The following is a 20,376-nucleotide window of genomic DNA, read 5'->3' on the forward strand; positions in this document are numbered from 1 at the left end:
CGTGGGTGTGGTCGTCGAGCCGGGTGTGCCACCGGAGATCGCCGGACTGTTGCGTGCCAATGCCCCCTTACTGTCCAGGGTCCGAGCCGGATGGGTGCCCCCTGCCGCCGTGTCCCCGTCGCGCCGCCGCAGCCCCTCCAGCGCGCTGCTGCTGGCCGCCACCCCGGTCGTCGTCGCGCTGATGGCCGTCCTGCTGGCCGGGCCGCTCGCGCCGGCCGGGTTCGCGCTTCTGGGGACGTACGTTTTCATCGTCCTGGTCAAGATCGCCTCCATCAGCGAAGTGCCCGACAACGACCGCCCGAACGAGCGCGGCGTGTACGAGCAGGCCCGCTGGTACGACGGCCGCTTCCTCCTCCCCGAGGACTTCGACCAGGACGCCAGGCACGTCCTGCTGAGGGCGCAGCGCGCCATCGGCTCGGTGCTGCGCTCCCACGTCAACGCCGAGGGCCTGCTCGACGACGCGCGCAACGCCGTGATGCTGCCCGCGCAGGAGTGGGAGATCGCCCGGCTGCTGGCCAAGCTGTCGGCCCTGCGCCTGGAGCACAGGGAGCTGCTGGGCAGGGGCATCGCGCCGGAGGTGGCCTCGGTGATCGAGCCGCTCGAACGGGCCCTGGCCAACAGCGAGGCGGCCGTGGTCGCCCGCGTCGAGGCGCTGGAACGTTACGCCGGCCACGTCGCCGAGGCCGAGCGCGCCTACCACGCCCGCGGCCAGATCGAGGAGCTGCGCGCCCGCCTCCCGCGATACGAGGAACTGCTGGCCGAGTCGGGTGCGGACAAGCTGGCCGTGCCCGAGATCGAGCGCCTGGCCGAGGACGCCGACGTCCTGGAACGCACCTTGCGGCGCAGCGTTCGATCGGCCCATGAGGCGTTCCGCTACCTCGAGAGCTGACAACATCGACGCCGGCCGAGCTGTCAGTTGGCTGCGAGGCTTGCGCCAGGCCCTGACAGTCGGACAGATAGGCACATAGGATCAATAACGTGCCCGGACGTCAAGCGAAGGTGATCGTCGATCCGGCGGTGCCCGGCGACGTCGCGGCGCTACTCCGGGACAACCGCAAGCTCCTCGTCCGCATCGACGCGGGATGGGCGCCCGCGCACAAGCGCCACCGCCCCCTGGCGGGCACCCTGGCCCGGCTGGCGGCCACCGTGACGGCCGTGGCGGCGGCCATGTACGGCCTGGCCCTCTTCGTCGCCGAACGCTACACCCCGTTCGTGGTCATCATGACGGGAGCGGCCCTGCTGATCGTCAGCGTCCTGCTCAGGCCCAGGCCCGACGCCGAGGTCGAGCGCCGCCACGCCCTGGAGCGCGAGGTCTACGACAGCGCGCGCCGCCACGAGGGCCATTACGTCCTGCGCGAACGCCTCGACGATCCCGCCAGAACGCTCATGACCCGCGCCCAGACGGCCATCGACCAGGTCATGGACTCCAGCGTGAACGCCCAAGGGCTCCTCGACGACGTCAGGAACGGCGTCATGCTGCCCGCCCAGGAGTGGGAGATCGCCCGCCTGCTGGCCAAGCTGTCGGAGCTGCGCGCCGAGCACCAGGAGGTCGTCTCCGAGGGCGTCACCCCCGAGGTGGCCGCCGTGGCCGAGCCGCTCGCCCGGGCGCTCGACAGCAGCGAGCGGGCCGTGCTGGCGCGCGTGGAGGCACTGGAACGGTACGCGGGCCACGTGACCGACGCCGAGCGCGCCTACCGCGCCAGGCACCAGATCGAACGCCTCAGCGCCCGGCTGCCCCGATACGAGGAACTCCTGGCCGAGTCGGGCGCGGACGGCTCCGCGGTGCCGGAGCTGAGCCGGCTGACCGACGACGCCGACCTTCTCGAACAGGCGCTGCGCGACAGCGTCAGCTCGGCGCACGAAGCGTTTCGCCACCTTAATGATTGATTTCGCCTAGGATCCGGTTTCGTGGTGGATGTGGTGGTAGACCCCGGGGTGCCGCCGGAGGACGCCCAACTGCTCAGGGACAGCCGGCAGGTGCTGCTCAAGATGCGGCACGGCTGGGCCCCCGAGCCGCGCCGGGCCATCTCCAGCTCGCGCCACCGAATGATCGCGGCGTTCGGCACTGTCGCCTTCTTCGGCGTGATGCTGGGCATCGGGGGCGTGGCCCGCGGCCTGGGCCTGCTGATGCTCGTCGCAATCGGCATTCCCCTGATGATCGTGTTATTCGTCCGCAACGACCTGCCCGAGGACGAGGACGATGACGACGAGGACGAGCGGGTGGCTTACGAGCAACTACGTTGGTACGAGGGCCGCTACGTGCTCACGGAAGACCTCGACGAGGCCTCCGCCAGGCTCCTCGCACGCGCCCAGCGCGCCATCGCCACCGTGACCACCTCCCGGGTCAACGCCGAGGGCCTGCTGGACGACGTCAGGAACGGCGTCATGCTGCCCGCCCAGGAGTGGGAGATCGCCCGCCTGCTGGCCAAGCTGTCCGCTCTGCGGACCAAGCACAGGGAGACCGTCTCGCAGGGGCTCACGCCCGAGGTGGAGGCCGTGGCCGCCCCGCTCGCCCGGGCGCTGGACAGCAGCGAGGAGGCCGTGCTGGCGCGCGTGGAGGCCCTGGAACGGTACGCGGTCAACGTCACCGACGCCGAGCGCGCCTTCGTGGCCCACCGGCAGATCGAGGAGTTGCGCGGGCGGCTGCACCAGTACGAGGAGCTGGTGGCGGAGACGGGGGCGGACACGTTCGCCGTACCGGAGCTGGAACGGCTGGCCGTGGACGCCGACCGGCTGGAGCAGGCGCTGAGGCGGAGCGTGAGCTCCGCCCACGAGGCGTTCGGCCACCTGGAACCCTGAGCCTCCCCGAAGAAGCCCTGAGCCTCCCGGAAGAAGCCCAGGGCCCCTCAAAAAGGCGCGGCTACGGTCTGGAGCCGTGTGACGCCGCGTCCAGCAGCACGTCGCACAGCGCGTCGGCCGCGTCCACCCGGCCCAGCTTGCCCGCCTCCTGCCCCATCGCCTGCCGCAGCCCCGGATCGGCCAGCAGCGGCATCAGCTCGGCCAGCAACTGGTCGCCCGTCGGATGCGGTTCGAGCAGCGCCCGGCCCGCGCCCGCCGACGCCAGGTAGCCGGCGTTCTTGCGCTGCTCGTCCCCGCCGGTCGGGATCAGCGGGATCAGCACCGAGGGCTTGCCGATGGCCGTCAGCTCCGAGACCGTGCCGGCCCCGCTGCGTGAGATCACCACGTCGGCCGCCGCGAACAGGTCGGCCAGCTCACCGCCCACGTACGGCACCGGATGGTAACGATCGCCCAGATCGGGCGGCAGCGGGACGGCCCGCATCTGGTCGATCCAGGCGGGCCCGCACTGGTGCACGATCTGGGCGTGCGGCAGCAGCCGGGGCAGGATCTCCGCGATCAGCGTGTTGATCTGCTTGCTGCCCTGCGCACCCCCCGTCACGTAGATCAGCGGCACCTCGAACGTCAGCCCGAACAGGTCGTAGGCCGCCGCCCGGTTGCCCTGCAGCAGCTCCGGCCGGATCGGGTTGCCCGTCACCACGGCCTTCGCCCTGGCCGAGGCGGGCAGGTAGTCGAGCGACGACTCGTGCGACAGCGCGATCCTGGTCGCCAGCCTGGCCAGGATGCGGTTGGCCAGGCCCACCACGGTCGTCTGCTCGTGCATGACCAGCGGCCGGCGGATCAGCTTGGCGGCCACCCCGATGGGCACCGCCACGTAGCCTCCCGTCGAGAGCACCACGTCGGGCAGGTAGCGGGCCGCGTGCCCGACCGCCTGGAAGACCCCGATGGGGATGCGGAACACGTCGGCGATGTTGGTGCCCAGCTCTTTGAGGTTGGGGCGGCGGCGCAGCTTTCCCGTGGTGATCGCCTTGAACGGAATGCCGTTCTCGGACGTGATCCGCGCCTCCAGGCCGCTGGCCGTGCCCACCCAGAGCACGTCGTGCGGCACCTGACGTCGCTGAACGGCCGACAGGGTCGTCAGGGCCGGATACGTGTGACCACCGGTGCCGCCGCCGGTGATCAACAGTCGCAGGGTTCGTGACATGCGATCAGAGTATTGCCGCGCAGCGGAACCCGGTGTGCCCGGTCGCGGAGTCCGGCGTGTTCGAGGTGCGCGCCGCCACCCGGTAGCGGTTGCAGTAGGAATCGTGGCACATGTACGAGCCCCCGCGAATGACCTTCCCCGTGCCCTCCGCCGGCCCCATGGGGTTGTCGGCGTACGGCTGCCACTCCGTGCCCCACCAGTCGGCGGTCCACTCCCACACGTTGCCCGCGACGTTGTAGAGCCCGTAGCCGTTGGGCTGGAACGACTTGACCGGCATCGTCCCCTTGCTCGGCGCCGTCGGGAAGTGGCCCTGCCAGATGTTGCAGCGCTGCCGCCCCTTCGGCGCCAGCTCGTCGCCCCACGGATAGCGCGCCCGCTCCAGCCCGCCGCGCGCCGCCATCTCCCACTCGGCCTCGGTGGGCAGCCGCTTGCCCGCCCACGCCGCGTACGCGGCCGCGTCGTTCCAGGACACGTGCACCACGGGATGGTTCTGCCGCTCGCCCACCGACGAGCCGGGCCCCTCGGGGGAGCGCCACGTGGCCCCCTCGACCCCCGCCCACCAGGACGCGCCCGGCACGGAGGCGTCCATCACCCCGCGCGTGGCGAACGGGTGGAAGACGAACGACCAGCCGATCCGCTCGGCCTCGGTCTCGTAGCCGCTCTCCTTGACGAACGTGGCGAACTGCGCGTTCGTCACGCACGCCGGATCGATCAGGAACGGCTCCAGCCGCACCTCCCGCACCGGCCCCTCGCCGTCCTCCGGCCGCCCGTCCGGATCGTCCCCGCCCATGAGGAACGTCCCCCCGGGAATGCGCACCATCCCGCGCGGCGCCACCCGCCGTACGGTCTGAACGACCGGAACGGCCCCTCCGGCGGGCTCCCGGCCCGGACCACAGCAAGCGCTCAAGGATCCCCCCAAACGTGTTCACGACACCATGGAAGGGTAGTCCCTGAAACATGCCCACGATCACGCGGCCACCCCAGGTCACGGCGGCCCAGACACTCGCACTGGCCACCACGCTGGTGCTGCCGGCCCTGGCGGAGGGCGTGATCATCCGCCGCCCGCTCATGACCCGCCTGGCGGGCCTGGCCGGCGCCGAGGACCGCGCGATCGCGCTCCTGACCCGGCTGCGCGACCAGCACGGCGACGGCCCGCTGCTGGTCCCGGTCACCGGCCGCCGCTGGGCGATGCTGCCGCTGTCCTCGCGGGACGTGCGCGCGGTGCTGGAGGACCGGACGTTCACCCCGGCGACCAGGGAGAAGCGCGGCGCGCTCGCCCACTTCGAGCCCGACGCCGTGCTGATCACCCCGGACCGGGAGCTGCGCGAGCGGCGGCGCGCGCTCAACGAGCGGGTCCTGTGTCCGGAGCCCGGCGCGCTCAACGAGGGGGTCCTGTGTCCGGAGCCCGGCGCGAACGTCGAGCGGATCGTCGCGGAGGAGGTCGCCACGCTGCCCCGCGACGGGGTCCTGACCTGGCCGCTCTTCCACGCGGCGCACTGGCGGATCGTCCGCCGCGTCGTGCTCGGCGACGCCGCCCGCGACGACGTCACGCTCACCCGGCAGCTCGACCGCCTGCGCCGCGACGCCAACTGGTTCTACCTGCGCGGCCAGCGCACCGACGTGCGCAACGCCTTCCGGCGCCGGCTGGCCGGCCATCTGGCGCGGGCCGAGCCCGGCAGCCTGGCCGCCGCGCTCGCCCGTACCCCCGCCTCCGCCGACGTGTACGCCGAGGGCCAGGTGCCGCACTGGCTGTTCGCCTACGACGCGGCCGCGATCGCCACCTACCGGGCCCTCGCCCTGCTGGCCGCCCACCCGGCGCCCCTCGAACCCGGCCCCCTGCGGGCCGCCGTGCTGGAGTCGGTCCGGCTCTGGCCGACCACGCTCGCCATCCTGCGCGAGGCCACGGGACCCACCGACTGGGACCTCCCCGAGGACACCACCGTGATCATCTACAGCCCCTACGTCAACAGGGCCGAGCCGGGCGGCTCCTACCGGCCCGGACTGTGGCTCGGGGGCGGCGAGGAGTGGGCGGGCGTGCCCTTCAGCGCCGGGTTCGCCCGCTGCGCGGGGGAGGAGCTGGTGCTGCGCACGGGGGCCGCCATCCTGGGGGCCTTCCTGCGTGAGCGCTCAGTCAGGGCCTCCGTCAGGTTGGCGGATCCGGTGCCGGGGACCTTTGACCACTTCCGACTCCGTTTCGCCGTAAAAGCCACTGAACGGTAGCGTTTTACCATGCGACTCGGCGTGCTGGACATCGGCTCGAACACCGTCCATTTACTCGTCGTCGACGCCCACCGTGGCGCCCGGCCCATACCCGCCTACTCCCACAAGGTCGATCTGCGCCTGACGGAACACCTCGACAAGGACCAGCGGCTGGGCAAACAGGGCATCGAGCGGCTCGGCAACTTCGTCGAGGAGGCCGTGCGCCTGGCCGAGGACAAGGGCGTGGAGGAGCTGCTGGCCTTCGCCACCTCGGCCGTGCGCGAGGCCGCCAACGGTGAGCAGGTGCTGGCGGAGGTCGACGAGCGCTGCGGCGTGCACATCGACGTGCTGTCGGGGCGCGACGAGGCCCGGCTGACGTTCCTGGCCGTGCGCCGGTGGTTCGGCTGGTCGTCCGGGCGGCTGCTGGCCTTCGACATCGGGGGCGGCTCGCTGGAGATCGCCGCGGGGGTGGACGAGGAGCCCGACGTCGCCGTCTCGCTGCCGCTGGGCGCGGGCCGGCTGACGCGCGACTGGTTCCTCAGCGACCCGCCGACCGCGGACGAGGTGCGCAAGCTGCGCAAGCACGTACGCACCGAGATCGCCCGCACGGTCGGCGGCGTCGTCAGGTTCGGCGAGTCCGACCGCGCGGTCGCCACGTCCAAGACCTTCAAGCAACTGGCCAGGATCGCCGGGGCGGCCCCCTCCAGCGACGGCCCGTACGTCTCCCGCGCCCTGTCACGCCAGGACATGGCCGACTGGGCGGTCAAGCTCACCACCATGGGCTCCGCCGAGCGGGCGCAGCTCTCGGGCGTCTCCGAGGGCCGGGCGGCGCAACTGGCGGCCGGAGCGGTGGTCGCCGACGCGGCCATGGACCTGTTCGAGGTGGACCGGCTGGAGGTGTGCCCGTGGGCGCTGCGCGAGGGAGTGATACTGCGGCGGCTCGACATCATGCCCGGACGGCTCGACCAGCTCAACGGAGGATCAGAATAACTTCGATATATCCAAAAGATTTGGCATAAAGTCCTGGTGCGCGGGCACTTTCCGCCGAATGGTGGCAGTGCTCGGCGCGATCGGTTCTCTGGTGGTCGTCCTCATCCTCATCGTCTTGGCCGTGCTCCTCATCTCGGTGATCGCCATGATCACCCTGCTGGCACTGGCCGGGACCCTGGTCCACTGGCGCGCGCTCTGGAGGCGCCTGACGCGGCGCGGGGCCCGGCTGGAGCTCAAACTCAGCGGCGAGGGCGTCCCCGAGCGGCTCCGGGCGGAGCTGAGCGGGGTCGCGCCCCGTGTGCGCCGCCGGTTCCCGCTCGGCGGCGCACGACCCAAAAACAGGGACCAGAACAGGGACCACCGCGGGTCCCGGCTCCACCGGCACCGGCCGATGGAGCGCCAGAGCGGGATCTAGGTGGTGTGCATGAGGTGCTGACCGGCGGCGCCCGGTGCGTACCGCAGGCGTTTTTCGAGGCAGACCACGGCCCCGTTCTCGCGTACGTTGGTGAACCGGACGTCGTCGGCGAGCGCCCGCATGATCTGCAGTCCGCGCCCGTGCTCGGAGCTCTCCGGCGCGGGGCCGGCCTCCAACACCACGCCCGGATCGAAACCGCCACCCATGTCGACCACCTTGATGAGGCACATGTGATCGTGGATGACCGCGCTGACCGTGTAGTCGTCGCTCGGTGCCGCGTGCCTGATCACGTTGGAGCAGGCCTCGGTGAGCATGAGCTCGATATCGTCACGTACCCCCGGTTCTACGCCGAGCGACCGCAGCGTGCCATCCAGCATCTGCCTGATCAATGGGACGCTCGCCGCATCCCTGGGCAGCCGGAGCGCTATCGAAGCCTCCACTGCTTCTCCTCCCGGTTGGATGCGTTGCAGGCTCCTGCCCTCGATAGCGTGTCCCAATCGTCCATTTCGGAGTCCGATTCGGAAACGGCTGACCGAAAAGGCTACGGTTGCAGCAGCCGGTCGGCCACCTCCAGGCACGCCTTGTGGACCTCCTCCTCGCTGAGCTCCTCCTCCTTCATCAGCCACTTTCCCGCGTGCAGCGCGAAGAGCGCCAGGGCGTGGCGGAGGCGCTCGGTGGGCGTGGCGTCCGGCGGGCTCATCTCCACCGTGAGCTCCATCATCCGATCGCGGATCTTGATCAGCGTGGGGTTGTCGCGCAGCGCGGTCTGGTTGCGCTCCAGGAACCGGCCGATCCCGAGGTGCCGGCCGCCGCGCACCTGCTCGGCGTAGCGCTCGACCACCTCACGCCGCGTCTCCGCGGTCTTGGGCTGCTCCTTGAGCCAGGCCAGCAGCTCCTCGAGCTCCTGGAGACGCGTGTCGACCAGGCTCGCCACTATGTCGTCCTTGGTCTTGAAGTGGTAGTAGAGAGCGGCTTTCGTCACCCCGAGCTCTTCGGCGATCTCCCGCAGAGAGGTCGCCTCATAGCCCTGCTCGGTGAAGAGCCGCAGCGCGATCTCCTGAATTCGGGTTCGCGTATCTTCCCGCACTTCGCACCTATTTCGACTTGACGGCCGGCAAGTAAGTATCTAGCTTATTCTACGCTTGCCGGTCGGCAAGTAAGCAAGGCGGGAACTGGGGGGTGTGTGGTGGCGGAGGCAGTCGGACGACGCCGTGAGGTCATGGTCGTCCTGCCCGGCCTGATGCTGGCGATGGTGCTGGCCATGCTGGACAACATGATCGTGGGCACGGCCATGCCGCGCATCGTGGGGGAGCTGGGCGGGTTAACGCACCTGTCCTGGGTCGTCACGGCGTACGTGCTGGGCACGACCGTCTCGACGCCGATCTGGGGCAAGATCGGCGACCTGTACGGGCGCAAGAACATCTTCATCATCTCGATCGTCATCTTCATGATCGGCTCCGTGCTCTGCGGCATGGCCGGCTCCGAGATCTTCGGCGGGCCCGAGGGCGGCATGGCCGAGCTGATCGCCTTCCGCGCGATCCAGGGGCTGGGCGCGGGCGGCCTCATGGTCAACGTCATGGCGATCATCGGCGACCTGGTGCCGCCCCGCGAGCGCGGCCAGTACCAGGGCATCATGGCCGGCGTCATGTCGCTGGCGATGATCGCCGGCCCGCTGGTCGGCGGCTTCATCACCGACCACCTCGACTGGCGCTGGGCCTTCTACGTGAACCTGCCGGTCGGCGCGGTCGCGCTGGTCCTGCTCGTGCTGAAGCTGCACCTGCCGAAGCACCACAACAAGGTGCGCATCGACTGGTGGGGCGCGGGCCTGCTGTCGGTCAGCATCACCGCCATGGTGCTCATCACGACCTGGGGCGGCAACCAGTACGCCTGGGGCTCCTGGGAGATCCTCGGCCTGGCGGCGCTCGCCGTCGTCACGCTGGTGGCGTTCATCATGGTCGAACGTAAGGCCGTCGAGCCGATCATGCCGCTGCAACTCTTCGGCAACCGCAACTTCACGCTGATCTCGATCATCGGCTTCCTGCTCGGCTTCGCGATGTTCGGCGCGATCAACTTCCTGCCGCTGTTCCAGCAGATGGTGCAGGGCGCCACGGCCACCAACTCCGGACTGCTGCTGCTGCCCATGATGGGCGCCGCCATGGTCGTGTCGCTGTTCGTGGGCAAGGCCATCACCAGCACGGGCAAGTACAAGATCTACCCGGTCATCGGCGGCGTCGGCATGGCCGTCGGCATGTGGCTGCTGGCCACCATGGACGCCGGCACGCCGTCCTGGGTGACCGGCGTCTACATCGCGGTGCTCGGCCTCGGCATGGGCTTCCTCATGCAGACCACGATGCTCATCGCGCAGAACAGCGTCGAGCAGCGGGACCTGGGCGTCGCCAGCAGCGCGAGCACGTTCTTCCGGTCGATCGGCGGCTCGTTCGGCGTGTCGCTGTTCGGGGCGGTGTTCAACAACCACCTCCTGTCCGACCTGACCGCCAGGTTCGGCCCGCAGGCGGCGGACGAACTGGCCACCACCGGTGCCAGGATGGACGCCGCGGCCGTCGCCCAGATGCCCGCCCAGATGCGCACCGGGCTGCTGGAGTCGCTGGCGACGTCGATCTCGGGCGTGTTCTGGTGGGCGATCGCGTTCGCGGTCGTCGTGCCGGTGCTGGCGGCGTTCATCAAGGAGATCCCGCTGCGCGGCGCCGGCCCCGCCGAGGCGCCCGCGGCCGACGAGAAGGCGGTCACCCCGGCGGCAGGGTGAAGACGCGGTCGAGCGCGGTCATCGTGAACAGGCCGCGCAGGTAGGGCGTCAGGGCCACCACGTGGAGGGCGGCGTTGACGCCCGCGGCCTGCTCGTGCAGGCGGAGCAGCGCGGCCAGGCCGGAGGAGTCGATGAAGCTGAGCGCCGACAGGTCCATGTCGATCCGGCGGTAGCCGGCGGCGAAGGTGAGGGCGGCGAGCTGGGCCACCGAGTCGTGGTCGAGGTCGCCGCTGAGCACGAGCGCGACGGTGGTCGCGTCGCGCTGGACGACGTCGATGTGCAGCGGCGTTCTGTCGAGCACGGGTTCAGCTTAGTCCTCGGAAAAATGGGAGGCGCCAGACCGGCGTTTTCTGGACAATCCACTCATGCATGACATCCGCCGGCCGCGCGTCGAAGACGCCGCCGCCATTCATGAGCTCGTGGCGGCCTACGACACCGCGGTGATCGGGGTGCCGGACATGACGCTCGACGACGTCGCCGACGAGCTCGCCGAACCCGGGTTCGACCTCGGCAAGGACGGCTGGCTGACGTACGACGCAGATGGCCGCCTCACCGCCTGGGCCTGGGCGTGCGCCACCGGGGACAGCGACCTGGTGGACGTCGAGGTGATCGTCCGCCCTGGAGCCGAGGGCACCGAGGGTCTCGACGACGAGTTGTGGGAGCTCGTCATCGGGCGCGCCCGCGAGCTGGCCGCCGAGCGCGGCCACGACGGCGTCACCCTGCACGTCGGCGTCTACCGCGCCGACGAGGCCAAGCGCACCAGGGCCAAGGGGCTCGGCTTCGAGCCGGGCACCAGCTACCACCGCATGCGCATCGACCACGACGGCCCGCTCACCCCGCCCGTCGCGCCGGACGGCCTCACGCTGCACACCGGTGAGAGCGACGAGGTGCGGCGCGAGGGCCACCGCGTGCACCAGGAGGGGTTCGCCGAGCACTTCGGCTTCGTCCCGTCCCCCTACGACCAGTGGTACGAGCGCAAGCAGTCGAGCACCTTCACCGACTGGAGCCGGTTCACGCTGGCCAGGATCGACGGCCGGCCGGCGGCGCTGGTGATCCGCAACGACCAGTTCCTGTCCGACCAGGGCTGCGGCTACGTGGCCACGCTGGCCGTGCTGCCCGAGTTCCGGGGACGCGGGCTCGGCCGATTCCTGCTGCGGCACGCCTTCGCCGACGACGCCGCCCGCGGCCTCAAGGGCACGATCCTGCACGTCGACTCCAACAACACCACCCCGGCCCTGGGGCTGTACGAGTCGGCGGGAATGCGCCCGGTCATGGTCATCGACGTCTGGCGGCACCGCCTCTGACCTACACGCGGTGGTGGGACAGGTGCTCCAGCACCGACTGGTTGGCCTCCCACCCGTCCGGGAACTTGACCGGCACGCCCAGTTGCACGGACTCCGCCGACGGGTGGGCGTCCAGCAGCTCGGCGATGCCCGCCCTGGCCACGACCACGCACGCGTGCCGGTGCCGCGACGCCAGCACGCACAGCCGCCCCGACTCCAGGTGGAAGGCCGTGGCGTCCCTGCGCCCCGACAAGGGGTGCAGCACGATCGTCACGTCGTACTCGCGGCCCTGGAGCCGGTTGGCGGTGTCGACGGTGATCTCCGGCGGCAGCCCGGCGGCGCGGATGGCGGCCACCTGGTCGCGGTGCGCCGCCCCGACCGCGATCCGGTCCGCCAGGACCGGCCGCTCGCCCTGCTCGGAGCCGGCCACCGCGCCCCGCTGCAGCAGCCGTTCGGCCAGCAGCGCCACCGCCTCCACGGCCTCGCCGTCGGTGCGCACGGTGTGCCGGTTGGGCAGTTCGAGCAGCGCCCACCCCGACCGGGCGGCCTCCTCCAGCGCCCGGTCGTGCACGGTGCCCATGCCGCCCGTCGACAGCTCCAGCCACCGGTCGCCGAGATCGGTGCCGGACCGGAACCCGGTGAACGGGTAGAACGCCCGCGACACCACCGGCGCCGCCGTCGCGGGCAGCCGCCACGACACCGGCAGCCGGTGCACGGGCAGGTCGGGGTTGTGCCGCAGCAGCACCGACACCGCGCTCTGCAGCGGGTCCCACGACAGCCCCGACCAGCGGTCGCCGTCCACGATCGAGAACGGGTCGAGCTGCCCCGGGTCGCCCACGAACAGCGCCCGCTCGAACAGTCCCGCGATCCGCAGCAGCTTGTCCGAGCGCATCTGGTACGCCTCGTCCACGATCGCCCACGGCCACACCCGGCCGCTGATCCAGGCCCACTTGTCCGCCGTCGCGATGACGATGTCCGGATCGCTGAGATCCTGGATCCGGGTGCCGACCCGGACGCCGGGCAGGTCCAGCAGGCGCAGCGGCGGCACGTAGCCGCCGGCCGACAGCCGCCCCACGGTCAGGTGGGGATGCTTGTCGCAGATCCTCGTCACCAGGTCGTCGACCTGCTCGTTGGTCTGGGCCACGATCATCAGCGGCTCGCCGCTCGCCGCGAGGTGGGCGGCGGCCCGCACCACGAGGGTGGACTTGCCCGCGCCCGGCGGGGAGTCGACGACCACGCCGCGGTTCCTCGGCAGGTCGGCCAGCACGTTCCTGATGACCTGCTCGGGGCTGTCGGTCACGACCACTCCTCCTGGGCGTCCTCGTCGTCGGGCACGTATTCCTGCGGCGGCCCGCCGTGCGTCCACGGTGTCGCCTCGGAGTCGGGCAGGGCGGGCGAGCCCTGGAAGTCGTCGGTCAGCGAGGTGTAGCAGACCCGCTCGCCGATCTCGGGCACCGCGCCGGGGGCGGGCGTCTTGCCGCGGCCCATGCCCTTGGTGATCTTCAGGGTGACCAGGCCATGGGCCGCGTCCATCAGCTCGGCGCCCTGGCCGCGGCGCTGCGGGGTGCCGAGTGAGGCGCCGGGCGGCAGGCGTACCGGATCGTCGGTCTTGATCACCACGAGCGGGCGGAGCTTGCGCGAGCGGCCCTCGCCCTCGGTGTTGTCGGGGACGGTCTCGATCACCTCGCCCGCGAACGCCTCGCCGGTAAGCCGGTATTCGGCCATCACCAGGGGGTCGTCGTAGGCGCGCTGCACGTCGTAGGCGGCCTGGGCGCGTTCCATGCGGGCCAGCTTGGCCGCGGCGGCGATCGCGCCGTCGCGGCGCGGCTGCGGCGGCGCGCCCTCGGCGATGTGCACGGCCATGCCGCTGAACGAGCCGCGGTCCTGCTCCCAGCGCTGGGCCACGCTCGCGCCCGCCGGCAGCCCGGCCAGCAGGTCGATCGCCTGCCACATGAGCCGCCAGGTGGGCTCCAGCTGGGTGCGCAGCGCCTCGGTGATGCGCTCGGCCGACTCGCTCTCGATCGCCGGGGCGAGCACCTCGGCGTCGAAGCCGGGGTCGGTGGCCGGCCCGGCGGGCGGCCAGATCAGCGGGTCCTCGGCGTCGTCGCTCGGCCCCGTGGTGATCCAGGCCAGCAGCGCCGCCAGGTTGGCGTCCTCAAGACCGCTCTGCCCGCTGGCCCAGTGGCGGCCCAGCTCCTCGGTGAGCGCGAGCGTCATCGACGAGCCCGGGTACGCCGCCCGCTCCGCGAAATACGTCAGCCACCGCCCCAGCATCGGCACCACCTCGGGCACCGGATAGGGCCCGTCGGCCTGCCGGAAGCGCGTCGAACGCCCGAGCAGCCGCGTGAACGACACCCCGGCCTGGTTCGGCACGAGGAGTTGCGGCGCGTCCATCGCCCGCTCGTAGGGCTCGGCGTTCTTGCGCTCCACCGTCTCGGTGTCGCCGAGGAACGTCTCCACGTACGGCAGCAGCACCCCGGCCAGCTCGGCCGCCCAGGCGAAGCGCAGGTCGCGGTTGCGCGGCTGGGTCACCACGAGCAGCCGCGGCCGGTCGCGCTCGGTGCCGAGCAGCGCGGCCAGCGGCGCGGCGGCCTCGCCCGACAGCTTGAGCGGGATGAACACCATCGGCCGCTCCGACAGATGGCAGTGCCTGACGGTCGCGACGGGCTGCGCGATGCCCTCGTCCAGGGCCCGCAGCCGGGCGAGCGAGGTCAGCAGGCTCATGGGGAACGTCTCCGCGGCGGGCGTGGGGTCGGCGAGATCATGCGGGGCGCCTCCGAGCGGGCGGGAGGGTCAATTGAGGCACTCCTTGCGCAGGCGTTCGGCGTTGCGGAGCAGCCGGGCGATCTCCTCCTGCCCCTCGGCGGGATCGCGCGTGCCGTCGGCCAGGCCCAGCGCCTCCGCCACCGAGGCGACCCCGCCCAGCTCGTCGCGCACCTGGCGGCCGAGCAGGTCGGAGGCGCCCTCCTGGCGGGCCTCGTCGCGGCAGAAGAAGCACATGTCGCACGTGGACAGGCAGTCGGGCGCGTAGCGGGCGGCCGTCCTGCGCAGCGCGTCGGCCAGCTCGGCCACCGGCCTGGTGGGCCGGCCGTCCTCGCCCGGCCGCAGGTCGAACGTCAGATCGTCGGGCAGCCCTTCGAGCAGTCGGTCGAGCGTGGTCATCCGGGTGAGCTGGCGGCGCAGCACGGCGAGCTGCCTGCGCACGTCGACCAGCGTCGCGACCGGCCGGTTGGCGAAGTTCTCCGGGCAGACCAGCACCACGTCGTGCGCCACCTTCGCCGGGTCGTGGCCGAGCTCCTCCAGCAGGGTGCGCAGCGCCAGCACGTAGACGGCCGCCTGCCGCGCCGCCGCGGCCACCGCCGCCGGGTCGGCCTGCCCGTCGATCACCGCGAACGACTTGATCTCCACGATGTGGAAGCGCCCGCCGAGCTGGAACGCCACCACGTCCGGCTCCAGGTAGGCGGTGTGACCGGCGATCTCCAGGGTGAGCAGCGGATGGTCGTAGAGCGTGCCGGCGTCCTCGCCGTCGCCCGCCGCCCGGTCGATCAGCGCCCTGGTGTGGGCGGCGCGCAGGTGGGCGCCGACGTTCTCGACGTCGTGGTAGGCCACCTCGGCGATCGGCAGGCCGAGCAGCTCGCGCAGCATCCGCAGCAGTTCGGCGCAGCCGTCGGCCTTGACCAGCGACTCGAACATGTTGCCGCGCGTGATCGCGAACGGCGACTGCCCGAACGGCGCCGGGAAGCCCAGGTGCTGCGCGGCGGCGTCCTTGTCGATGCCGGCGCCGTCCATGAGCGCCCGGCGGGTGCAGCCCGGGTTGGCCGCCAGCGCCGCGATGGCGCGCGCGTCGTGCGGCTGCTGCGGTGTCGTGCCCCGCAGCGCCTCCAGCCGGTGCACGTGGTCGCCTTCGCGCTTCAAGCCGCTCACTTGGCCTTCTCCTTCTTGATCGTGCTCAGCGTAGCGGCGCCGAACAGCCGGGCGGCGTCATCAAGCTGCGCGGCGGCGCGTTCCGCCAGCTCGGCGCGATCCCGCGTGTCGCGCTCGGCGTGTACGTCCAGCTCGGCGCGGGCCGCCTCGATCACCCGCCGCGGGTCGGGCGGGCCCAGCGTGCCGTCGGTCGCGCCCGGGATGTTCCTGGCCATCCGGATGAGTAACCGGCCCGCCCCCTCGTCGTCGCTCTCGTGCCCGGCCACCGCGATGGCGCAGGTCAGGAAGTCGACCCGGGGACTGAGCGGCCCGACCACCCGCCGCTCCAGCGGCCAGCCGCTGAGCGTGAGCAGGCCGCGGGCGGGGGAGAGGCGGTCGGTGAGCGCGGCGCACAGGTAGTAGGGCCGGCCGAAGGGCGAGGAACGGAACGAGCGCTCCTCGTCCCTGCGCAGGCTGGTGAGCTGGTTGCTGCGGATGGTGCCGCCGAAGAACGCGTCGCTGACGGCCACCACCAGCCTCGGCTGGGCGGGCGCACCCAGCAGCCGCAGCCCCTGGTGCACCTGCTCGCGCACGGTGACCAGGCGCGGCGGCCGCTCCTTGGCCTTCGGCTGCTCGCCGGTCACGAGGGCGTCCCACGACCGCTCCGCGCTGCGCAGCTCGGCCCGCAGCACGCGGGCGGTGGCGCCGTCCCTGAGCCGCATCGCCTTGCGTACGCCGGCCCGGAGCTCGTCGATCCGCCGCTCGAGATCGTCCAGCCGGTCACTCATGGCGCGACTGTACCAACAGTCCCAGTATTTTCCAGTATTTTTGCTCCATATAATGAGATCTACATCGTAAAGGGCGCTGCCAGGAGCCACGTACGGTCCTCGGTGAGGAACCTCTCCAGCCGCAGCCCCTCGGCGGCCAGGTCCGCGGCGAGGTCGTCGTCGGTGAGCCGCCTGGAGGAGAACGACTGCGTCCACACCCGGTCGCCGCCGTAGGTGTAGCGCATGGTCGCGTGGAAGACCCCCGGCGACACCTCGTCGACGGCGGCCATCGTGATCGTGATGTCGCCCTCCTCCCGGCCCATGCCCACGTGCCAGCGGTCGTGCCCCTCGGCGGGGATCCACTGGATCAGCACCGCGCCGCCGGGCTTGACGTGGCGCGCGCAGGCCGCGAGCAGCGCGCGCCGGTCCCCGTCATGCACGGTGTTGACGAGCTGGGAGGCCAGCATGACCGTGTCGAAGCGCTCGGTGAGCCGCAGCTCCTCCACCCGGCCCAGCACCGTGCGCGCCCCGCGCACCCGCTCCAGCATCTCGGCCGACTCGTCCACGGCCACGACCGAGAAGCCGCGCTCGACGAGCGGGTGCGTCACCCGGCCGACCCCGGCGCCCAGTTCGAGAACCGAGCCGCCGGGCGGCGTCACCCCCTCGACGAGCTCGGGCTCGCCGTTGGGCTTGAGCCGCAGATAGAAGTCGACCGGGGATCCGTCGGGGGTGATCGGGCCTGGGCCCGTGCCTGAATTCCGCATGCCTCGACGCTAACTCCGCGATCAAGGCATGGGGGCGATCAGGCCTCCAGCCGTGGCCAGGCCGCGGTGTCGCGCAGGAGTTGCCGGTCGTGGCCGGCCAGGACCACCGCCGCGCCGGTCGCCCCCAGGGCCTCCGTGAGCTCCTCGACCAGGGTCATCGACAGATGGTTGGTCGGCTCGTCCAGCAGGACGACGTGCGGCCGCGCGGCCAGCATGACGGCCAGGTCGAGCCGGCGCCGCTGGCCCGTGGACAGCTCGCTCACCGGCCGCCGGGTGGCGGAGGAGGGGAGCAGGCCGAGCTGACCGAGCCCCACCCGGTCCGCCTCCGCGAGCGCGCCCGCGGTGACGAGCCGGGCGATGGCGGCGTCGTACACCTCCATGACCCGCCTCCCCGGCGGCGGCGGCGACTCCTGGGGAAGCAGGCCGATCCGGGCGCCGCGCTTGCGCCGCACCGAGCCCGAGCCCGGCGTCAGCGTGCCGGCGAGCACGCCGAGCAGGGTGGACTTGCCCGAACCGTTCGGGCCGGTCACCACGAGGCGGTCACCGGAGCGCAGGAGCACCGAGCGCGGTGTGGCGATCCGGTCCGCCACCGTGACCTCGTCGGCCCGCAGCAGCACGGCGCCGGGGATCGCTTCCAGCCGGGGCGGCTGGAAGCGCATCGGCGGCGGAGGGACGTCGAGAGCGTGCGATTCGAGCTCCTCCCGCCGCCGGTGGACCGCCCGCACCAGGGCGGGCGCCCGGGTGGCGCGCGTGTGCTTGCCGGTGCCCTTCTCCGGCCGCCAGCCGGTGGACAGCCGGTTCTGCGCCGCCGACAGGTCCTGCGCCAGGCGCCGGCGCTCGTCCTGCTGGTCGCGGTACGCGCTCTCCCAGCGCTCCCGCTCGGCGCGGCTGCCCTCGCGGAAGCCCGCGTACCCGCCGCCGTACACGCGGGGCCGCCCGTCGCTGGCCGGGTCCAGGTCGAGCACCGAGGTGACGACGTCGGACAGCAGCGCCCGGTCGTGGCTGACCAGCACCACGCCGCCCGGGTGCGCCCGCAGGCGCGCGGTCAGGTGGTCCAGGCCGTCCGCGTCGAGGTGGTTGGTGGGCTCGTCGAGGAGCAGCAGGTCGTAGCCGGCGCCGAGCAGGCAGGCCAGCCTGATCCGGTAGCGCTGCCCAACCGACAGGCCGGCCAGCGGGCGGGCCCGGTCGTGCACCGCGTTCAGGGCTTCGAGCGAGATTTCCACCCGGCGCTCGGCGTCCCACGCGCCGATGGACTCGGCGGCCGCGAGCGCGGTGGCGTAGTCCTGGCCGGCGCCCGGGCGTTCGCCGGCGAGCGCGAGCGCCGCCTCGTCCAGGGCGCGCAGCACGGCGTGCACCTGGGCCAGCTCGATGTCGATCAGGTCGCCGACCGTGCGGTCGTCGCCGGCCGGGATCACCTGGTCGGCGACGCCGAGGGTGCCGGTCCTGTGCACGGAACCGGAGTCGGGGGTGAGGGTGCCGGCGAGCACGTTCAGCAGTGTGGTCTTGCCGCGGCCGTTCTCGCCGACGACGCCGAGGCGGTCGCCGGGGGAGACGGTGAGGTCCACCCCGGTCAGGACGGGCCGGCCGCCGCGGGCGAGATGCAGGCCGGTGGCGTTGAGATGCGCCCGGGAACGGGCGGTTGACACGATGACGGACACGCTTCCTCCGAACAGCACGGGACACCGCGTCCAGGTGACCCGTGGAAATCGAGACGACGGAACGGCTCGGCCGCGCCCCGGGGCCCGCTCATGGGGGGCCGGACCGGGACCGCATCAGCGGCCGGCGAGGTCGTCTCTCAGAGGAAGTACAAATGCATATCGCCAAGTTAGCAAGAACCGGTCATGCTCCGCCCGTCATTTACGGGCGGAGCATGGTTCAGCCGCGCTGGGCGGGTGGCCAGCCGTGGCCCCAGCCGCTCTGGATCATCGTCTGGAAGGCCCAGCCGTCCTCGGTGCGCACCAGCAGGTCGGCGTAGTGCATCTCCTGCCGCTCGCCCTCGATGGTCATGGCCGCCTCCGTCTCCACGACCACGAGGTTCGGGCTCAGGAAGTGCGGGGTCCTTTGTGACCGGAGGTCCAGCCCGGCCGTGCCGCCGCCCATGGCGTCCCGCATCGCCTCCAGGTATTCCTCGCGCGTCCACTGGCGGACCGCCGCGTGCCCGCCGGGGACGTCGGTGGCCAGGTTCATCGGGAAGACGGCCAGGTCGGCGAGCCGGTCCAGCGCGCCCTGCTCGGCCAGTGCGTCGTACTCGGCGAACCACTCCTCGACGCTCTTCAGTTCCTCGCCGCTGGGCTCGTACATGTGCCACTCCCGTCCATCGTTTCCGTACGATGTACCGTACATCGTACGGAGTGATGAGGCAAAGTCAGCTCGCGAGGAGGCGTCGTAGTGAGTCGTGGGCCGGCGGGCCCCAGGTGGGCTTGCCGCCCGGGCGGCCGCGGAGGCCGGCTTCGCCGATGAGGATGCCGCTGAGGGCGCGTCCCACCGCCCATCCGCGGGCGCGGCGCAGGGTCGCCGCGTCCGCGGCCGGCCGGTAGGCGGCGTGGAAGAGGCCGGCGGTGTCGTCCGGCAGCAGGATCCAGGCGGAGGCGAGGTCCCAGGCCGGGTCGCCCGCGCAGAGGTCGCCGAAGTCGATCACGCCGGAGATGGTGCCGTCCGTGGTGAGGACGTTGGCCGGGTGCAGGTCGCCATGGAGCCAGAGCGCCGGGCCGTCCCAGCCGGGCGCGGCGACGGCGTCGTCCCAGACCGCGCGGACGGCGTCCGGGTCGGGGATCAGGCCCATCCCCGTGGCCTCGGCGATCGCCCTGGCGACACCCTCGGTGTGGGCGGCAAGCGGCCCGCCGCGGCCCCGTCCCGCGGGCGCCCCGCCGGGGGCGGGCCGGTGAAGCGCCGTCAGGAAGGCGGCCAGGGTGGTGGCCGCCTCCGCGGCGCGCGTGACGGGGGCGCGGTCGGCGGGCTCGCCCGGCACCCAGGTGGTGACGATCCAGGGGCGCGGAAACAGGGCGGAGGGCTCGCCGAGACGCTGCGGGACGGGGACCGGCAGCGGCAGGCCCGGGGCGAGGGCGGGCAGCCAGGTGTGCTCCTTGCGCAGCAGCTCGTCCGCGGACTCCGTCGCCCAGGGCAACCGGACGGCGAGGTCGTCGCCGAGCCGCCACAGCTGGTTGTCCCAGCCGCGCGCGCCGAAGGTCACAGGGTGATCGGCCAGGTCGGGATGTTGATCGCGCAGCAGATCCCGTACGAGCTCCGCGGTCATCTCGATCTCGGTGTGCGTCATGCGGATCAACGGTAGCC

Annotated in this window: 21 protein-coding genes; 8 read left to right on the top strand and 13 right to left on the bottom strand. The window is 72.1% G+C overall.

The genetic code is table 11. The features are described from left to right. Nucleotides 1–109: 109 nt before the first annotated feature. From C4V41_RS56510 to C4V41_RS56520, 3 genes are all read left to right on the top strand, one after another. Nucleotides 110–889 (top strand): hypothetical protein, encoded by a 780-nt coding sequence (locus C4V41_RS56510; RefSeq protein ID WP_235031019.1) that lies wholly within the window; start codon nucleotides 110–112, stop codon nucleotides 887–889. A gap of 89 nt (nucleotides 890–978) precedes the next feature. Then, complete coding sequence (locus C4V41_RS56515; RefSeq protein WP_235031020.1) at nucleotides 979–1,887, top strand: hypothetical protein; 909 nt, start codon at nucleotides 979–981, stop codon at nucleotides 1,885–1,887. Between the two features lie 21 nt (nucleotides 1,888–1,908). Continuing rightward, a complete protein-coding gene (locus tag C4V41_RS56520; protein WP_235031021.1) occupies nucleotides 1,909–2,799 on the top strand; it encodes a hypothetical protein in 891 nt (296 codons plus the stop codon). Between the two features lie 61 nt (nucleotides 2,800–2,860). On the opposite strand, the gene C4V41_RS56525 is transcribed toward C4V41_RS56520, so the two are convergent. Further along, nucleotides 2,861–4,000 (bottom strand): UDP-N-acetylglucosamine--N-acetylmuramyl-(pentapeptide) pyrophosphoryl-undecaprenol N-acetylglucosamine transferase, encoded by a 1,140-nt coding sequence (locus tag C4V41_RS56525; RefSeq protein ID WP_103964324.1) that lies wholly within the window; start codon nucleotides 3,998–4,000, stop codon nucleotides 2,861–2,863. 4 nt (nucleotides 4,001–4,004) lie between these two features. Continuing rightward, entirely contained in the window at nucleotides 4,005–4,820 is an 816-nt protein-coding gene (locus tag C4V41_RS56530) for a formylglycine-generating enzyme family protein (protein ID WP_200824959.1), read from the bottom strand. Nucleotides 4,821–4,957: 137 nt separating this feature from the next. On the opposite strand from C4V41_RS56530, the gene C4V41_RS56535 reads away from it, so the two are divergent. The 3 genes from C4V41_RS56535 to C4V41_RS56545 are packed head-to-tail and all read left to right on the top strand — an operon-like array spanning nucleotide 4,958 to nucleotide 7,604. Further along, nucleotides 4,958–6,220 (top strand): cytochrome P450 family protein, encoded by a 1,263-nt coding sequence (locus C4V41_RS56535; protein WP_103964326.1) that lies wholly within the window; start codon nucleotides 4,958–4,960, stop codon nucleotides 6,218–6,220. Nucleotides 6,221–6,229: 9 nt separating this feature from the next. After that, nucleotides 6,230–7,189: a Ppx/GppA phosphatase family protein gene (locus C4V41_RS56540; protein WP_103964327.1), complete on the top strand. Its 960-nt coding sequence runs from the start codon at nucleotides 6,230–6,232 to the stop codon at nucleotides 7,187–7,189. A 58-nt stretch (nucleotides 7,190–7,247) separates the two neighbouring features. After that, the gene (locus C4V41_RS56545; RefSeq protein WP_103964328.1) at nucleotides 7,248–7,604 is read left to right on the top strand and encodes a hypothetical protein; all 357 of its coding nucleotides are present in this window, start codon (nucleotides 7,248–7,250) and stop codon (nucleotides 7,602–7,604) included. On the opposite strand, the gene C4V41_RS56550 is transcribed toward C4V41_RS56545, so the two are convergent. Next, nucleotides 7,601–8,044 (bottom strand): ATP-binding protein, encoded by a 444-nt coding sequence (locus C4V41_RS56550; protein WP_103964329.1) that lies wholly within the window; start codon nucleotides 8,042–8,044, stop codon nucleotides 7,601–7,603. The two genes, C4V41_RS56545 and C4V41_RS56550, sit on opposite strands and share 4 nt — an antisense overlap. 101 nt (nucleotides 8,045–8,145) lie before the next feature. Further along, a complete protein-coding gene (locus C4V41_RS56555; RefSeq protein ID WP_103964330.1) occupies nucleotides 8,146–8,691 on the bottom strand; it encodes a TetR/AcrR family transcriptional regulator in 546 nt (181 codons plus the stop codon). 99 nt (nucleotides 8,692–8,790) lie between these two features. Between C4V41_RS56555 and C4V41_RS56560 the strand changes: the two genes are divergently transcribed. Then, nucleotides 8,791–10,368, top strand: coding sequence for an MDR family MFS transporter (locus C4V41_RS56560; RefSeq protein WP_235031022.1), 1,578 nt, complete (start codon nucleotides 8,791–8,793; stop codon nucleotides 10,366–10,368). Here the strand turns inward: C4V41_RS56560 and C4V41_RS56565 are convergent. Continuing rightward, the gene (locus C4V41_RS56565; RefSeq protein ID WP_103964332.1) at nucleotides 10,349–10,669 is read right to left on the bottom strand and encodes an STAS domain-containing protein; all 321 of its coding nucleotides are present in this window, start codon (nucleotides 10,667–10,669) and stop codon (nucleotides 10,349–10,351) included. The genes C4V41_RS56560 and C4V41_RS56565 overlap by 20 nt on opposite strands. Nucleotides 10,670–10,733: 64 nt before the next feature. Between C4V41_RS56565 and C4V41_RS56570 the strand changes: the two genes are divergently transcribed. Beyond that, a complete protein-coding gene (locus C4V41_RS56570) occupies nucleotides 10,734–11,672 on the top strand; it encodes a GNAT family N-acetyltransferase (RefSeq protein WP_103964333.1) in 939 nt (312 codons plus the stop codon). Nucleotide 11,673: 1 nt separating this feature from the next. Here the strand turns inward: C4V41_RS56570 and C4V41_RS56575 are convergent, their stop codons facing one another. From C4V41_RS56575 to C4V41_RS56610, 8 genes are all read right to left on the bottom strand, one after another. Then, on the bottom strand, nucleotides 11,674–12,951 hold the full coding sequence (locus tag C4V41_RS56575) for an AAA family ATPase (protein ID WP_103964351.1): 1,278 nt from the start codon (nucleotides 12,949–12,951) through the stop codon (nucleotides 11,674–11,676). After that, nucleotides 12,948–14,375, bottom strand: coding sequence for a hypothetical protein (locus C4V41_RS56580; RefSeq protein WP_103964334.1), 1,428 nt, complete (start codon nucleotides 14,373–14,375; stop codon nucleotides 12,948–12,950). Before C4V41_RS56580 ends, C4V41_RS56575 begins: the two co-directional genes overlap by 4 nt. 69 nt (nucleotides 14,376–14,444) lie before the next feature. Then, nucleotides 14,445–15,575: a hypothetical protein gene (locus C4V41_RS56585; RefSeq protein WP_103964335.1), complete on the bottom strand. Its 1,131-nt coding sequence runs from the start codon at nucleotides 15,573–15,575 to the stop codon at nucleotides 14,445–14,447. Then, nucleotides 15,572–16,342 (bottom strand): hypothetical protein, encoded by a 771-nt coding sequence (locus C4V41_RS56590; RefSeq protein ID WP_103964336.1) that lies wholly within the window; start codon nucleotides 16,340–16,342, stop codon nucleotides 15,572–15,574. The genes C4V41_RS56585 and C4V41_RS56590 overlap by 4 nt, the downstream gene beginning before the upstream one ends. Before the next feature lie 59 nt (nucleotides 16,343–16,401). Next, nucleotides 16,402–17,085 (bottom strand): class I SAM-dependent methyltransferase, encoded by a 684-nt coding sequence (locus C4V41_RS56595; protein WP_103964337.1) that lies wholly within the window; start codon nucleotides 17,083–17,085, stop codon nucleotides 16,402–16,404. A 38-nt stretch (nucleotides 17,086–17,123) separates the two neighbouring features. Further along, the gene (locus C4V41_RS56600; RefSeq protein ID WP_103964338.1) at nucleotides 17,124–18,743 is read right to left on the bottom strand and encodes an ABC-F family ATP-binding cassette domain-containing protein; all 1,620 of its coding nucleotides are present in this window, start codon (nucleotides 18,741–18,743) and stop codon (nucleotides 17,124–17,126) included. A gap of 217 nt (nucleotides 18,744–18,960) precedes the next feature. After that, the gene (locus tag C4V41_RS56605; protein ID WP_103964339.1) at nucleotides 18,961–19,386 is read right to left on the bottom strand and encodes a hypothetical protein; all 426 of its coding nucleotides are present in this window, start codon (nucleotides 19,384–19,386) and stop codon (nucleotides 18,961–18,963) included. Between the two features lie 64 nt (nucleotides 19,387–19,450). After that, complete coding sequence (locus C4V41_RS56610) at nucleotides 19,451–20,359, bottom strand: phosphotransferase (RefSeq protein ID WP_103964340.1); 909 nt, start codon at nucleotides 20,357–20,359, stop codon at nucleotides 19,451–19,453. Between the last annotated feature and the right edge of the window lie 17 nt (nucleotides 20,360–20,376).

Source organism: Nonomuraea solani (genome assembly GCF_900108335.1).
Classification (GTDB): Bacteria; Actinomycetota; Actinomycetes; order Streptosporangiales; family Streptosporangiaceae; genus Nonomuraea; species Nonomuraea solani.